The organism is Alitiscatomonas aceti, from assembly GCF_025567195.1.
Lineage (GTDB): Bacteria > Bacillota > Clostridia > Lachnospirales > Lachnospiraceae > Alitiscatomonas > Alitiscatomonas aceti.
In genome coordinates this window covers 1-16,158 of the sequence record NZ_JAOQJF010000028.1, presented here as the reverse complement: position 1 = coordinate 16,158, position 16,158 = coordinate 1, and the positions used below count along the sequence as shown (strand labels likewise).

Here is a 16,158-nt window from a genome sequence, read left to right as displayed (position 1 = left end):
ATGGATATTTATCGCCGCATCGATCTGGTATGCAGCCGGATCCCCAGAGGGAGGGTGGCCACCTACGGCCAGATCGCCCTGCTCTGCGGGAAGCCGGGGAACTCCAGACAGGTGGGATACGCTTTGAAAAAAGGGCTGGCAGGAGAGAACGTGCCGGCCCATCGGGTGGTGAACGCTGCCGGGATCCTAAGCGGGGCCGCTCATTTTGCGTCCATGGATCTCCAGTGCCTTCTTCTGCGGGAGGAAGGCGTGGAGGTGCTGTGGACCCCTAAGGGGTGGAAGACGGATCTAAAGTGTTACGGATGGAAAAATACCATGGAGGAGGCCCTGGAACTGAACCGGGCCTTTTTTTCTATGAACATCTGAATCCCCGGAAAATCAGAAGGATTTAAAGAAATCTTAAAGATAAACCAATAGGTTTGTAACATCCGGCCTTTCAATCATACGGGTTTTATGCTATAATGACGCCATATATACGGGGAAGGTGCGTCCTTTTTTCAGCCGTAGGAAAATTTCAGCCTCCGCGGCGGACGCTTTTTTCCGGAAAAACGGACTAAAACAGCAGAAAATGAAGGAGAACAGGTATGAAAGGTATCATTCTTGCCGGCGGCAGCGGCACACGTCTTTATCCACTGACGAAGGTGACTTCCAAACAGCTTTTACCCATCTATGATAAACCAATGATCTATTATCCCCTTTCCGTTCTGATGAACGCAGGGATCCGGGATATCCTGATCATCTCCACTCCCGATGATACGCCCAGGTTTGAAGCTCTTTTAGGCGACGGCCATCAGTTCGGCATCACCCTCAGCTATGCGGTGCAGCCCAGCCCCGACGGACTGGCCCAGGCCTTTATCATCGGCGCAGATTTCATCGGAAACGATTCTGTGGCCATGGTCCTGGGAGACAATATCTTCCACGGCCAGGGCTTAAAGAAGCGCCTCAGGGAGGCGGCTGCCAGGGAAAAGGGAGCCACTGTATTCGGGTATTATGTGGACGATCCGGAGCGGTTCGGCATCGTGGAATTCGATAAGGACGGAAAGGCTGTTTCCATTGAAGAAAAACCGGAAAAGCCCAAGTCCAACTACTGCGTCACCGGCCTGTATTTCTACGACAACCGGGTGGTGGAGTATGCGAAGAACTTAAAGCCCTCTGCAAGAGGCGAGCTGGAGATCACGGACTTAAACCGGATCTATCTGGAGAGCGGAGAGCTGGATGTGACGCTTTTAGGCCAGGGCTTCACATGGCTGGATACGGGAACCCATGAATCCCTGGTGGAGGCCACCAACTTTGTAAAAACTGTGGAGACCCATGAGCACAGAAAGATCGCCTGTCTGGAGGAGATCGCCTATACCAACGGCTGGATCACCAAGGACGAGGTCATGGAGGCCTATGAGATCTTAAAGAAGAACCAGTACGGCCAGTATCTGAAGGACGTGGTGGACGGCAAGTATATCGACAAGCTGCCGGGCCATGCGGACAGATAAAATGCCCATGCCCGCAGACCGGTAAAACGGCCCTGTCCGGGGAATGGAGTATCTTCCGGCCAGAACGCCGGGGAGTTTGAAGAAAGCGAATAAGGAGAAACAAAAATGAAGATCATCGTAACAGGCGGCGCCGGTTTCATCGGCGGCAACTTCATCCATCATATGGTAAACAAATATCCGGAGTATGACATCGTCAATCTGGATCTGCTCACCTACGCAGGCAATCTGGAGACCTTAAAGCCCGTGGAGGGAAAGCCCAACTATAAATTTGTAAAGGGCGACATTGCGGACCGGAAATTCGTATTCGATCTGTTTGAAAAGGAAAAGCCCGATATGGTCGTAAACTTTGCGGCCGAGAGCCATGTGGACCGCTCTGTGGTGGATCCAGAGAGCTTTGTCCGCACCAACGTGATGGGGACCACCACGCTTTTAGACGCATGTAAGGAATACGGGATCAAGCGGTATCACCAGGTATCCACCGATGAGGTATACGGAGACCTGCCTTTGGACCGTCCGGATCTCTTCTTTACCGAGGAGACTCCGCTCCACACCTCCAGCCCCTATTCCTCCAGTAAGGCCAGCGCCGACCTGTTCGTCATGGCATACCACAGGACCTTTGGGCTGCCGGTGACCATTTCCCGCTGCTCCAACAACTACGGCCCCTACCATTTCCCGGAGAAGCTGATTCCGTTGATGATCAGCCGCGCCCTGGCCGACGAGTCCCTTCCGGTATACGGAACAGGCGAGAATGTGAGAGACTGGCTCCATGTTTCCGACCACTGCGAGGCTATTGATCTGATCATACACAACGGCCGGGTGGGAGAAGTATATAATGTGGGCGGCCACAACGAGCGCACCAACTTAGAGGTTGTAAAGACCATCTTAAAGGCCCTTCATAAGCCGGAGAGCCTGATCAGATTTGTAACGGACCGTCCGGGCCATGACCGCCGGTATGCCATCGATCCCACAAAGCTGGAGACCGAGCTTGGCTGGAAGCCCAAATACAATTTCGATACCGGCATCCAGCAGACCATCCAGTGGTATCTGGACAACGAGGACTGGTGGAAGCACATCTTAAGCGGCGAGTACAGCAATTATTTCGATAACATGTATGGAAAGAGGCTGGGTGAGAAATAATGAGGATCTTAGTAACAGGCGTCAAGGGCCAGCTGGGCCATGACGTGGTAAATGAAATGGTAAAACGCGGCCTGGAGCCCGTGGGCGTGGACCTGGAGGAGATGGACATCACCGATGCCGGGGCCTGCCGGAGAGTGATCACAGAAGCGAAGGTGGACGCTGTGATCCACTGCGCCGCTTATACGGCTGTGGATGCGGCCGAGGATAATGTGGATGTATGCAGAAAGGTCAACGCAGACGGCACCAGGAACATTGCAGAGGTCTGCCGCGACCTGGATATCAAGATGATGTACATCAGTACGGATTATGTGTTCGACGGCCAGGGGACCCGCCCCTGGGAGCCGGATGACGAGCGCCATCCCTTAAACGTATACGGCCAGACCAAATATGAGGGAGAGCTGGCGGTGGAGGAGCTGGTGAAGAAATTCTTCATCGTCCGCATTGCCTGGGTGTTCGGCGTCAACGGAAAGAACTTCATTAAGACCATGCTCCGCATCGGAAAGGAACGGGGCGCGGCCACGGTGGTGGACGACCAGATCGGCTCTCCCACCTATACCTATGATCTGGCCAGGCTCCTGGTGGATATGATCCAGACCGAGAAATACGGCCGGTATCATGCCACCAACGAGGGCTTATGCTCCTGGTATGAATTTGCCTGCGAGATCTTCCGCCAGGCGGGGATGGATGAGGTAAAGGTGACGCCGGTTCCCACCAGCGGGTACCCGGCCTCCAAGGCGAAGCGGCCCATGAACAGCCGGATCAGCAAGGAGAAGCTCACAGAAAACGGCTTTGAGCGGCTTCCGGACTGGAAGGACGCAGTGGGCCGTTATCTCAAAGAGATCACCTGGTAGGATAAAAATATGGACAGGACCTGCGGCAGAGATCTGCCCGCTGAGGTCCTGGCGGCTTCCATCTGCGGGAGCTGAGTCATAGAATAATACAGGGATCAGGAAGGCGGGGGGAAACCTTTTTCAGGAGGATGAGAAAAATGGGAAAATATTTTGGAACAGACGGCTTCCGGGGAGAGGCCAACGTGGATCTGACGGTGGAGCACGCCTATAAAGTGGGCCGTTTCCTGGGCTGGTATTACGGGCAGAAGGCCAAGGGAGAGCGGTGCCGCATCGTGATCGGAAAGGATACGAGACGGTCCAGCTATATGTTCGAGTACGCCCTGGTTTCCGGCCTTACGGCTTCCGGCGCAGATGCATATCTGCTGCATGTGACCACCACGCCCAGCGTGTCCCATGTGATCCGGACCGAGGACTTTGACTGCGGGATCATGATCTCTGCCAGCCACAATCCCTATTATGACAACGGCATCAAGGTCATGAACGGCAGCGGAGAGAAAATGGAGGAGTCGGTGATCCTGGAGATCGAAAAATACCTGGATGGGGAGATGGGAGAGCTTCCCATGGCAAAGAGGGACCAGATCGGCCGCACCCAGGATTTCGCAGCCGGAAGGAACCGCTACATCGGATATCTGATCTCCATTGCCACCCGTTCCTTCAAGGGGAAGAAGGTGGGGCTGGACTGCGCCAACGGAAGCGCCTCCTCTGTGGCAAAGAGCGTGTTCGATGCCCTGGGAGCCGATACCTTTGTGATCAATAACGAACCCGACGGCTTAAATATCAATACGGACTGCGGCTCCACCCACATCGGCAGACTTCAGGCCTTTGTGAAGGAAAACCATCTGGACGTGGGCTTTGCCTACGACGGCGACGCAGACCGCTGCCTGGCGGTGGATGAAAACGGAGAAGTGGTGGACGGCGACCGGATCCTTTATATCTGCGGAAAATATATGAAGGAGCAGGGAAATTTAAGGAATAATAAGATCGTCACCACAGTCATGTCCAACCTGGGCCTCTATAAAGCTCTGGACCGGGAGGGCATCGGCTACGACAAAACGGCTGTGGGCGACAAATACGTGTATGAAAATATGTCCCAGACCGGAAACTGCCTGGGCGGCGAGCAGTCCGGCCATATTATTTTCAGCAAATACGCCACCACCGGCGACGGGATCCTGACCTCCTTAAAGATCATGGAGGTGATGCTGGAAAAGAAGGAGGCTCTGTCCAGACTGGCTTCCGAGGTGACCATCCTGCCCCAGGTCCTTAAGAATGTGCGGGTGGCCGACAAGGCGGCGGCCCTGGGCGACGAGGACGTGAAGCAGGCGGCGGCTGATGTGGAGAAGGCTCTGGGCAGCGACGGAAGACTGCTCCTGAGACAGAGCGGAACTGAGCCTCTGATCCGTGTCATGGTGGAGGCCGAATCCACAGAGATCTGCGAGAAGTACGTGGACCAGGTGATCGGTGCTCTCAGAAAAAAAGGCCACGCAGTTTCATAGAACGGCGGCCTTCATAAATAGTCCCGGCATAGCTCCCATAATCAAAAGATATGGGAGCTTTTGTTGATATAACAGAAATCAGATGCTATAATGTGTTTTACATAAAATCTGAGCAGAGGACTGATGGATATGGGGTTAGACCTAAGAGCGTAACACAGTTTATCGTAGAGAAATACAGCGTGATTTACCGACTCCGGCCTTAAAATGGTTCAGAAAGTAAAAACGCCAGTACAGGACTTAAATGGAGGAAGCAGATCATGAAAAATGTTGAACGATATCAGAGAGTACCGGTGGTCCATTACCCGGAGCGGGAATGGCCTGGAAAAGAGATACAGAAGGCGCCTGCATGGTGCAGTGTGGACTTAAGGGACGGAAACCAGGCCCTGGTGGAGCCCATGGTGGTGGAGGAAAAGATCGAAATGTTCAATCTCCTGGTGGAAATGGGATTTAAGGAGATCGAGATCGGCTTTCCTGCCGCCTCCCAGATCGAATTTGACTTTTTAAGACAGCTGGTGGACCGGAACCTGATCCCCGACGACGTGATGGTCCAGGTGCTGACCCAGTGCCGGGAGCACCTGGTGAAGCGCACCTTCGAGGCCATTCAGGGGATCAAAAAGGCTGTGGTCCACATTTACAATTCCACATCCACTTTACAGCGGGATGTGGTATTCCACATGGACCGGGAGGAGATCAAAAAGATCGCCACAGACGGCGTCGCCATGGTAAAGAACTATATGAAGGACCATGACGGAGAGGTGGTACTGGAGTATTCACCGGAGAGCTTTACAGGCACGGAGCTGGACTTCGCCCTGGATATCTGCAACGCGGTCCAGAGAGCCTGGGGACCGACGCCGGAGCATAAGATGATCATGAATCTGCCATCCACGGTGGAGATGACGACTCCCAACGTGTATGCAGACCAGATCGAATGGATGAACAGGCATCTGGAAAACCGGGAAAGCATTATCTTAAGCGTTCATCCCCATAACGACCGGGGGACCGGAGTGGCGGCCACAGAGCTGGCGCTCCTGGCTGGTGCGGACCGGGTGGAGGGCACCCTGTTCGGAAACGGGGAGCGGACCGGAAATGTGGATATACTGACCCTGGCTTACAATATGTTCTCCCAGGGCATCGATCCGGAGCTGGAGATCTCCGATGTAAAGCGGATCGCAGAGGTGTATGAGCGGTGTACGAAAATGCACATCGATCCCCGTCACCCCTATGCCGGAAAGCTGGTGTTCACCGCCTTCTCCGGTTCCCACCAGGACGCCATCAACAAGGGCATGCATGCACTTTTAGAGCGTCAGAGCAAGGTATGGCAGGTGCCGTATCTCCCCATCGACCCGTCGGATATCGGCCGGGAGTACGAGCCCATCGTCCGTATCAACAGTCAGTCCGGAAAGGGCGGCGTGGCCTTTGTCATGGATACCTTCTTCGGCTTCAAGCTGCCCCGCGGCATGCATAAGGAATTTGCCGACATGATCCAGAAGATCGCCGAGCGGCAGGGAGAGGTGGCTCCCGAGCAGATCATGGAGGAATTCCAGAAAAACTATCTGGACCGGAAGGAACCGTACCACTTCAAAAAGTGCAAGATCACAGATTTCGAGTCTGCCGGAGATTTCACCACCGTGGCCGTGGTCACCTATACCGACCATGGAGTGGAAAAACAGTTTGAGGGCGTTGGAAACGGTCCCATCGACGCCGTCCAGCGCGGCCTGGAGGAAGAGCTGGGCATCAACATCAAGGTCCTGGATTACAGCGAGCACGCCCTGACCTCCGGTTCCGGAGCCCAGGCGGCCTCCTACATCCACATGATGGACCAGGACCGGAAGCGCGTCACCTACGGCGTCGGCATCAGCTCCAACATCACCCGCGCCTCCCTGCGCGGCATCTTCAGCGCCGTCAACCGCTTATACGGAGATAATTGACAGATTCCTTACATTTACATACCCCTTCTTATGGACCGGAAGCTCCCCCCAAAAAGCTCCCGGTCCCTTTTATGCCATAGGAAAGAGCGGCCTGTGACAAAAAAACTCTGTGGAGCCTGACGTCAGAAAACAATGACTGTATGATGGTTCCATGGTATAATGTCCATGAAACGACATTATACCACCTGCTGTTTTAGGCAGAAAAAAGCATACAAAAATGATCAAACATACAGACCAGGGAGGATCAAATGGAAAAGAAAGTTATAAGAAGCGGCATATTTGTAAAAGTCATCGGCATCATCACCACAGCCATATTTTCACTGGTCAGCCTTTTCCTTGCCATAACAGGAAACATCATGGCTTCCATCTGCTTTTTACCATTTGCGGCGCTGGGGATCCTGCTCCTTCTGGCCTATAAAAAAGAAAGGATCCTCGTGGAAGAGGACCGATTGATCTTTTTCCATTTATTCAAACAGCCGAAACAGGTAAAATACAGCGATATCCGATGCCTGCTCCTGGTCCCTCTGGGCAGCCGGACACAGATGGTCCTTGTGGACCGGCAGTATAACCGGCTCGTCACGCTGGACTATGCGCTGGCCGATCTGGAAATATTGTTTGAAGCGCTCCTGGAAAACGACATTCCCAGCGTAGATCTTGGCGAAATGACAGAAAAGGGAGAAAACGTATCCCAATACATAAATACATTAAATGTCATGGAGAAAAACCATTACAGATCCATTGCAGACGAAACAAAAACGATGGAGATCCTGTCAGAAGGAAACGAGCCCTTTCACATTGCCGGCGCAAAGAAATTTTTAAAAGCAGCAGGCTGGATCCTGATATTTCTGAATGCAGCGGCCTTCCTGGCAGGCGGTAAGCTCATGGTCGCTATCTTTCTTTTTGTACTTCTGGCCGCCTACGGGATCTACCTCTGGTATTACCCATACATCTATATAGAAACCACCACAAAAAAAGGAGAGCAGAACGCGCTCCAGATGCCGGTCCTGGGCCCTGTAATCGCAATGCTTTTATGCCTGAGCGTCTCAAAAAGCTTTGATTACGATCTGGGAAGCCTGCTCAGGATAACCATTTACCTAACAGCTTTGCTGTCCATTCCATACATCATCAGATCAGCAGGCGCAAAGGTACCCCAGAGACTGTCCCGGAAGCTATCAGTTATTCTGGCTGTCCTTGTTATCTCATTCACGGCCACATTCCCCCTGAACTTCCTGCTGACCTTCGACAAATCGGCCCATGAAGCCATATCCGTTACAGACAAAGACATAAGCACCAGCGGCAGCACCACCGACTACTATCTATATGGAAACTGGCACGGAGAACAAACAAAATTCAAGACATCCAGAAGCGTATACAACAACACAGCCATCGGAGACACAAGAAGGATCTGCCTAAGAAAAAGCGCCCTGGGTCTAAAATACCACACAATCCACCAATAGATCCTGCCCCCTCCCTCCCCGCTTCCTCCCCCTGCTCCCGATATCCCCAGGCCCCGTCCCTCTGCCACTTTTTTGCCATAAATGCTTCATAGAATTGTAATGAAAATGTGAAGAAAAAGTGATGAAAAAAATACAGAAATATGATATACTCCATACAACAGATGAGAAAGAATAATTTTGACAGATTTTTTATAAAGGAGGAAATGATATGAGAAAAGGTTTAATGGTTCTGACACTTGCAGCGGCGTTCACAGCCGGAATGGCAATGACTTCCTTTGCAGGCTGGTCCCAGAAAAATGGAAACTGGTATTACTACAATGATTCCACAGGAAAAATGGTCCAGGACGACTGGGTGAAGGTCAACGAAAAATGGTACTATATGGATTCCAACGGCGTGATGCGGACCAACAGCCTGATCGACGACACCTACTATGTGAACAGCAGCGGCGAAATGGTGCTCAACGAATGGAGAGAGCTGAGCGACAACTGGGATCATGAAGGCGGCTGGAGATACTTCGGAGCCAACGGAAAGGCTTATGAGAACGGCTGGAAGCAGATCCATGACGTATGGTACTATTTCAACAATTCTGTAATGGCCACCGGCTGGCAGGATCTGGACGGAGATATCTATTATCTGGGCAGCTCCGGCGCAATGGCAGCCGGCTGGAAGCAGCTTCCGGATCCCAACGATGACTGGGGTGAGTACTGGTTCTATTTCGGCACCAACGGCAAGATGGTGCGGGAGACAGAAAAGAGCATCGGCGGCACCGCTTATATCTTTGATCATGAGGGACGGATGCTGACCGGATGGGTAAACCCGTCAGACTATACCTCCACAGGCCGCGACGATCTGTCCAGCTCGGATACCGCCCACTTACGGTATTACAGAAGCGGCGGACAGCAGGCGGACGGCTGGCAGTACCTGGCTTCTCCGGACGATGCAGAGGAAAGCTGGTATTACTTCCGTGACGGCCGCGCATACTCCACCGAGTATAAGACCACAGTCATTGGCGGACACTACGGTATGGCGAAGATCAAAGGCGAGACCTACTGCTTCGATACCCAGGGCCGTATGGTGACCGGAATGGTAGAAGTGGAAGACGGCAGAAAGTTCTACTTTAACCCCGATAACGGCGAAATGATGACAGGCCGCGTAGTTGTAAACGACGATGACCATGACAACGAGGTATTCTACTTCACGACCACAGGTTCTCTTGGAAACCGCGGCGACGGCTACACCGGCGTCAAGGACGGAGCTCTTTATGAGGAAGGCGTTCTGATCCGGGCAGAAGAAGGAATGAAGTACGAAAAGGTAAGCGTTGACGGCAAGGATTACGTAGTAAACGAGCAGGGTAAGGTAAAGACCAGCGGTACCGTGACCGACGCCGACGGCGTGAAATACAGGATCACAAAACAGAGTGACGGCACATACAAGATTGAAATCACTGATTAACGATCATTTCCTCTTGAAGAGAAAGGGTCCCGGAAACGGGACCTTTTCTTTTTGGAAACAGCGAACAAATGTTTGAATCCGGGAGAGAATCATGGTATAATGTCTGTAAAACAGACATTATACCATGGCGCATCTGGTTTTCGCGTTCACCGCGAAAATCCAGGCGCTCAAATCTCCCGGAGGGGTATCGCAGCCGAAGGGTGCGGTATAATGTCTGTAAAACAGACATTATACCATGGCGCATCTGGCTTCTGCCTTCCTGCAAAATCCCAGATGCCCGGATTTATAGGAGAATGGCAATGCCAAAGCAATATATTAAGATCCGCGGTGCCAACGAGCACAACCTGAAGAATATTTCCGTGGATATCCCGCGGAATGAGCTGGTGGTCTTAACCGGCCTTTCCGGCTCGGGAAAATCCTCCCTGGCCTTTGATACGATCTACGCCGAGGGGCAGAGACGGTATATGGAATCCCTTTCGTCCTATGCCCGCCAGTTCCTGGGGCAGATGGAGAAGCCCGATGTGGAGAGCATCGAGGGACTTTCCCCGGCGATCTCCATCGACCAGAAATCCACCAACAGAAACCCGCGTTCCACGGTGGGAACAGTGACGGAGATCTACGATTATATGCGTCTTTTATATGCCAGAATCGGTATCCCCCACTGTCCCAAATGCGGACGGGAGATCAAAAAGCAGACCGTGGACCAGATGGTGGACCAGATCATGGAGCTGCCGGAGCGCACACGGATCCAGCTTCTGGCTCCCATGGTGCGGGGAAGGAAGGGACGGCACGAAAAGGTCCTGGAGCAGGCGAAGAAAAGCGGCTATGTCCGTGTCCGCATTGATGGCAACCTTCATGAGCTGACGGAGGAGATCCAGCTGGAGAAGAACATCAAGCATAACATCGAAATCGTGGTGGACCGTCTGGTGGTGAAGGAGGGGATCGAAAAACGTCTGGCCGATTCCATCGAAACAGTGATGAAGCTGTCTGGAGGCCTGATGATCCTGGATGTTTTTGACGGAGAGCCGGTGAATTTCAGCCAGAGCTTTTCCTGCCCCGACTGCGGGATCAGCATCGAGGAGGTGGAGCCCAGGAGCTTTTCCTTCAATAATCCCTTCGGGGCCTGTCCGGAGTGCTTTGGACTGGGATACAAAATGGAATTTGACGAGGATCTGATGATCCCGGATAAGTCCTTAAGCATCAAGGAGGGGGCCATTGCAGTCCTGGGCTGGCAGTCCTGCGCCAAGGAGGGAAGCTTTTCCAGGGCGATCCTGGACGCCCTGGCCAAAGAGTACCATTTTGACCTGGATACTCCCTTTGAGGATTATCCTAAAGAGATCCACGATATCCTGATTTACGGGACACAGGGGAAAAAGGTGGCGGTCCATTATACGGGGCAGCGCGGCACCGGTGTTTACGACGTGGCCTTTGAGGGACTTATTGAAAATGTGAACCGCAGATACCGGGAAACCTTTTCTCAGGCCAGCAAGGCGGAATATGAGACCTTCATGAGGATCACCCCCTGTAATGCCTGCCATGGAAAGAGGCTTAAAAAGGAATCCTTGGCGGTGACCGTGGGCGGAAAAAATATCTTCGACGCCACAGATATGTCCATCGTGAAGTTTAAGGAGTTCATCGACGGCCTGGAGCTTTCGGAGATGCAGAAGATGATCGGAGAACAGATCCTGAAGGAGATCCGGGCCAGGATCATGTTCCTCATCGACGTGGGACTGGATTACCTTTCCCTGTCCCGGGCCACGGGGACCCTTTCCGGCGGCGAGGCCCAGAGGATCCGTCTGGCTACCCAGATCGGCTCTGGTCTGGTGGGTGTGGCCTATATCTTGGACGAGCCCAGCATCGGCCTCCACCAGAGGGACAATGACAAGCTCTTAAAGACCCTGACCCATCTGCGGGACCTGGGAAACAGCGTGATCGTGGTGGAACATGATGAGGATACTATGATGGCTGCGGACTGTATTGTGGATATCGGTCCCGGAGCGGGAGAGCATGGTGGAAAAGTGGTGGCCGTCGGGACGGCTGAGGAGATCATGAAGTGTGAGGATTCCATCACAGGCGCATACTTAAGCGGCCGGAGGTCCATTCCGGTGCCGTCAGAGCGGCGGCAGCCCACAGGCTGGCTGAAGGTGCGGGGCGCCAGGGAGAATAACCTGAAAAATGTGGATGTGGATATCCCCCTGGGAGTGATGACCTGTGTGACAGGCGTGTCCGGCTCGGGAAAGAGCTCTCTGGTCAATGAGATATTGTATAAGTCCCTGGCAAAGAAGCTGAACCGGGCCAGGACCATTGCCGGAGCCCATGACGGAATCGACGGCGTGGACCAGCTGGATAAGATCATCGCCATCGACCAGTCGCCCATCGGCCGGACGCCCAGGTCCAACCCGGCAACGTATACGGGCGTGTTCGATCTGATCCGGGACCTGTTTGCGGCGACGCCCGACGCCAAGGCCAAAGGATACAGCAAGGGCCGGTTCAGCTTTAACGTAAAGGGCGGCCGGTGTGAGGCCTGCAGCGGCGACGGGATCATAAAGATCGAAATGCATTTCCTGCCGGACGTTTACGTTCCATGCGAGGTCTGCGGCGGAAAACGGTACAACCGGGAGACGCTGGAGGTAAAATATAAGGGAAAGAGCATCTACGATGTACTGAACATGACCGTGGAGGAGGCATTGAAGTTCTTTGAAAACGTGCCGTCCATTTCCAGAAAGATCGCTACCTTAAACGATGTGGGGCTTTCCTATATCAGACTGGGGCAGCCGTCCACAGAGCTTTCTGGCGGCGAGGCCCAGAGGATCAAGCTGGCCACGGAGCTTTCCAGAAGAGGAACGGGAAAGACCATTTATGTCCTGGACGAGCCCACCACGGGACTTCATTTTGCGGATGTTCACAAGCTGGTGGAGATCCTGCGCCGTTTGTCTGAGGGCGGAAACACGGTGGTGGTCATCGAGCACAACCTGGACGTGATCAAGACCGCCGACTATATCATCGATATGGGGCCAGAGGGCGGCGACCGGGGCGGTACGGTGATCGCAAAGGGAACGCCGGAGCAGGTGGCAGAAAGCCCGGTTTCCTATACGGGAAGGTACGTGAAGAAATATTTGGAAAAGCGGGAGGAAGTATGATACAATGGAGAAAGAAATCCATCGTATCATGGCGCATTCTGATCTCTGTATTTTTATGAGACCATGCGCTTAAATCGCCCGGAGGGGTATAAAAACAAGGAGGAGCAGATATGCTATTAATCAAAGGGGCAGAGGTGTATGCACCGGAGTATCTTGGGAAAAAGGACGTGCTCATCGCCGGTGAAAAGATCGAGCGGATCGGGGAGGATCTTCCGGAATATGAGGGCTGCCAGGTGATCGACGGAACGGGACGGATCGTGGCGCCTGGATTCATTGACCGCCATGTCCATATTACAGGCGGCGGCGGTGAGGGAAGCTTCCACACACAGGCTCCTCAGGTGCAGCTTTCTGATCTGATCAGGGGCGGCGTGACCACAGTGGTGGGACTTCTGGGAACCGACGGCATCAGCCGGAGCACTGAAAATCTGGTAGCTAAGGCCAAAGCATTAAAGGAAGAGGGAATTTCTGCCTACTGCTGCTGCGGAGCATACGGGCATCCGGGTCCGACCATCACAGGAAGCATCAGCAGGGATATCATGTTCGTAGACGAGATCATCGGCCTTAAGCTGGCAGTCTCTGACCACCGTGCCCCGAACATCACCGTGGACGAGCTGATCCGCCTGGGAAGCGATGTGCGGACAGCCGGCATGTTAAGCGGAAAAGCCGGTTTTGTATGCCTCCATATGGGCGGCGACGACAGGGCCTTAAGTCCGGTCTTTGAAGCCCTGGAGCGCACCTCGATCCCTGTAAAGACGTTCCAGCCCACCCATGTGGGAAGAGCAAAGAAGCTCCAGGAGGACGCATTCAAGCTGGCAAAGATGGGCGGAACCATCGACTTCACCTGCGGACAGTTTGAGGAAAAGATCAAAGAGCTGGCGGCATCCCTGCGGGCGGCAAAGGAGGCCGGGGTTCCCATGGACAAGGTGACCATCAGCTCCGACGGACAGGGAAGCTGGTCCAACTATGACGCAGCCGGAAATCTTACGGAAATGGGTGTTTCCAGTGTGGATACCATGTACCGTCAGGTGGTATATCAGGTCCAGAATGAAAATATGTCCCTGGAGGAGGCTCTGTCCCTGGGAACCAGAAATGTGGCGAAGGCTCTGGAGGTATATCCCAAAAAGGGAGCCGTCCATGTGGGAAGCGACGCAGACGTGCTGGTGCTCAACGGCGATCTCTCCATGAATACGGTCATTGCCCGCGGCAGCCTGATGATGCAGGACGGCGTATTATTAAAGAAGGGAACCTATGAGGCATAGCTGTTAAAGGGCGCACCGGGACAGCTTGGAAAGACTGGAAACAGATCTATTCCCAGACGGAAAATCTGCCGGATAATCGGGGATTTTTAAACGGATCACTGGTGTTTCTGCTGTTTTTTCCGGACTTACAGTTTTTTTCTTGCAAAGACAAAACCTTTCAATTATAATGATTACAAAATTTTTGTACCTGCTGAAATCATGCTTTTCGGCAGGTACAGCTTTTCAACAAAGGTTGACAGGAGGCTCTCGATGAATCAGGAAAAAATTATTGTTATTGATTTCGGCGGCCAGTATAACCAGCTTGTGGCCCGCCGTGTCCGCGAGTGCAGCGTATACTGTGAAATTTATTCTTATAAAACAGATCTGGAACAGATCAAGGCCATGAATCCCATGGGGATCATCCTCACGGGAGGCCCCGACAGCTGCTATGAGGAAGGAGCCGCATCCTGCAGCAAAGAATTATTTGAGCTGGGGATCCCGGTGCTGGGCCTGTGCTACGGGGCACAGCTGATGATGCATGTGCTGGGCGGCCATGTATGTAAGGCTCCGGTCCGTGAGTATGGAAAGATCGAAGTGACGGTGGACAAGACCAGCAAGCTGTATGGAGATGTGTCCGAAAAGACCATCTGCTGGATGAGCCATAACGATTATATTGAAAAGGCGGCTCCCGGTTTCCGGATCGTGGCCCATACGGCCGATTGTCCGGTGGCGGCTGCCGAGTGTGCGGAGAAGAAGCTGTATGCGATCCAGTATCATCCGGAGGTCCTTCATACCCAGGAAGGCACGAAGATGCTGCACAATTTCCTTTATGAGGTCTGCGGCTGCTCCGGAACCTGGAAGATGGACGCGTTTGTGGAGAACAGCATCCGGGCGATCCGCGAGAAGGTCGGAAACGGAAAGGTGCTCTGCGCATTATCCGGCGGTGTGGACTCCTCCGTTGCGGCCGTTATGCTGGCCAAGGCCGTGGGCGATCAGCTGACCTGCGTGTTCGTTGACCATGGCCTGCTGCGAAAAAATGAGGGCGATGAGGTGGAAGAGGTATTTGGCCCCAACGGCCCCTATGATCTGAACTTCATCCGTGTAAATGCCCAGCAGCGCTTCTACGATAAGCTGGCCGGTGTGGAAGAGCCGGAGAAAAAGAGAAAGATCATCGGCGAGGAGTTTATCCGCGTGTTTGAGGAAGAGGCGAAGAAGATCGGAGCTGTGGATTTCCTGGTGCAGGGAACCATTTATCCGGATGTGGTGGAAAGCGGCCTGGGCGGTGAATCCGCTGTGATCAAGTCCCACCACAACGTGGGAGGACTGCCGGATTACGTGGATTTCAAGGAGATCATCGAGCCCCTCCGCGATCTGTTCAAGGACGAGGTGAGAAAGGCCGGCCTGGAGCTGGGGATCCCGGAAAAGCTGGTGTACCGTCAGCCGTTCCCGGGCCCGGGACTTGGGATCCGTATCATCGGAGAGGTAACGCCGGAGAAGGTGAAGATGGTCCAGGAGGCAGACGCCATTTACCGGGAAGAGATTGCCAGGGCCGGTCTGGACCGGAGCATCGGCCAGTACTTTGCCGCACTGACCAACATGCGCTCCGTGGGTGTCATGGGCGACGAGAGAACGTATGATTACGCCATCGCGCTGCGGGCTGTGAACACCATTGACTTTATGACCGCCGAGGCAGCAGAGCTGCCCTGGGAGGTGATTGGCAGGGTCTCCAACCGGATCGTAAACGAGGTCCAGCATGTGAACCGTGTGCTGTATGACTGCACGGGGAAGCCGCCGGCGACGATTGAGTTTGAATAGTAAACAGAGAGCCGGGAAGCCGCATAAACAGCGGACTTTCCGGCTCTTAGTATGTGTTGTGATACCTTTTTGATACGTTAGTGTATAATTATCATTGGCAAATATAGGAACTATTCCTAAGACAAAAAAGGGAAACAGAGAAAATCCCTGCTTCCCAAT

Annotated in this window: 11 protein-coding genes; all 11 read left to right on the top strand. The window is 53.4% G+C overall.

Annotation, left to right across the window (positions count from 1 at the left end; all coding sequences use genetic code 11):
- The 11 genes from OCV69_RS12385 (at position 1) to guaA (ending at position 15,999) form a co-directional block, all read left to right on the top strand.
- The gene (locus tag OCV69_RS12385; protein WP_158359435.1) at positions 1-366 is read left to right on the top strand and encodes an MGMT family protein; all 366 of its coding nucleotides are present in this window, start codon (positions 1-3) and stop codon (positions 364-366) included.
- A 218-nt stretch (positions 367-584) separates the two neighbouring features.
- Positions 585-1,487: a glucose-1-phosphate thymidylyltransferase RfbA gene (rfbA, locus tag OCV69_RS12380; RefSeq protein ID WP_158359412.1), complete on the top strand. Its 903-nt coding sequence runs from the start codon at positions 585-587 to the stop codon at positions 1,485-1,487.
- 105 nt (positions 1,488-1,592) lie between these two features.
- Entirely contained in the window at positions 1,593-2,624 is a 1,032-nt protein-coding gene (gene rfbB, locus OCV69_RS12375) for a dTDP-glucose 4,6-dehydratase (protein ID WP_158359413.1), read from the top strand.
- Positions 2,624-3,475 carry a dTDP-4-dehydrorhamnose reductase gene (gene rfbD / locus OCV69_RS12370; RefSeq protein ID WP_158359415.1) on the top strand — a complete coding sequence of 284 codons (852 nt, stop codon included), beginning with the start codon at positions 2,624-2,626 and terminating at the stop codon, positions 3,473-3,475. Before rfbB ends, rfbD begins: the two co-directional genes overlap by 1 nt.
- A gap of 137 nt (positions 3,476-3,612) precedes the next feature.
- Entirely contained in the window at positions 3,613-4,968 is a 1,356-nt protein-coding gene (gene glmM, locus OCV69_RS12365) for a phosphoglucosamine mutase (protein WP_158359417.1), read from the top strand.
- Positions 4,969-5,225: 257 nt separating this feature from the next.
- Positions 5,226-6,896 carry a 2-isopropylmalate synthase gene (gene leuA / locus OCV69_RS12360; RefSeq protein WP_022272858.1) on the top strand — a complete coding sequence of 557 codons (1,671 nt, stop codon included), beginning with the start codon at positions 5,226-5,228 and terminating at the stop codon, positions 6,894-6,896.
- Positions 6,897-7,144: 248 nt separating this feature from the next.
- The gene (locus tag OCV69_RS12355; protein ID WP_262563126.1) at positions 7,145-8,353 is read left to right on the top strand and encodes a hypothetical protein; all 1,209 of its coding nucleotides are present in this window, start codon (positions 7,145-7,147) and stop codon (positions 8,351-8,353) included.
- Positions 8,354-8,561: 208 nt separating this feature from the next.
- The gene (locus OCV69_RS12350; protein WP_158359419.1) at positions 8,562-9,806 is read left to right on the top strand and encodes a PspC-like choline-binding domain-containing protein; all 1,245 of its coding nucleotides are present in this window, start codon (positions 8,562-8,564) and stop codon (positions 9,804-9,806) included.
- Positions 9,807-10,105: 299 nt separating this feature from the next.
- Complete coding sequence (gene uvrA, locus OCV69_RS12345; RefSeq protein WP_158359421.1) at positions 10,106-12,946, top strand: excinuclease ABC subunit UvrA; 2,841 nt, start codon at positions 10,106-10,108, stop codon at positions 12,944-12,946.
- 110 nt (positions 12,947-13,056) lie between these two features.
- Positions 13,057-14,205 (top strand): beta-aspartyl-peptidase, encoded by a 1,149-nt coding sequence (iadA, locus tag OCV69_RS12340; protein WP_158359423.1) that lies wholly within the window; start codon positions 13,057-13,059, stop codon positions 14,203-14,205.
- 249 nt (positions 14,206-14,454) lie between these two features.
- Positions 14,455-15,999, top strand: a complete 1,545-nt coding sequence (gene guaA / locus OCV69_RS12335; protein WP_158359425.1) for a glutamine-hydrolyzing GMP synthase — start codon at positions 14,455-14,457, stop codon at positions 15,997-15,999.
- The last annotated feature ends 159 nt before the right edge of the window (positions 16,000-16,158 follow it).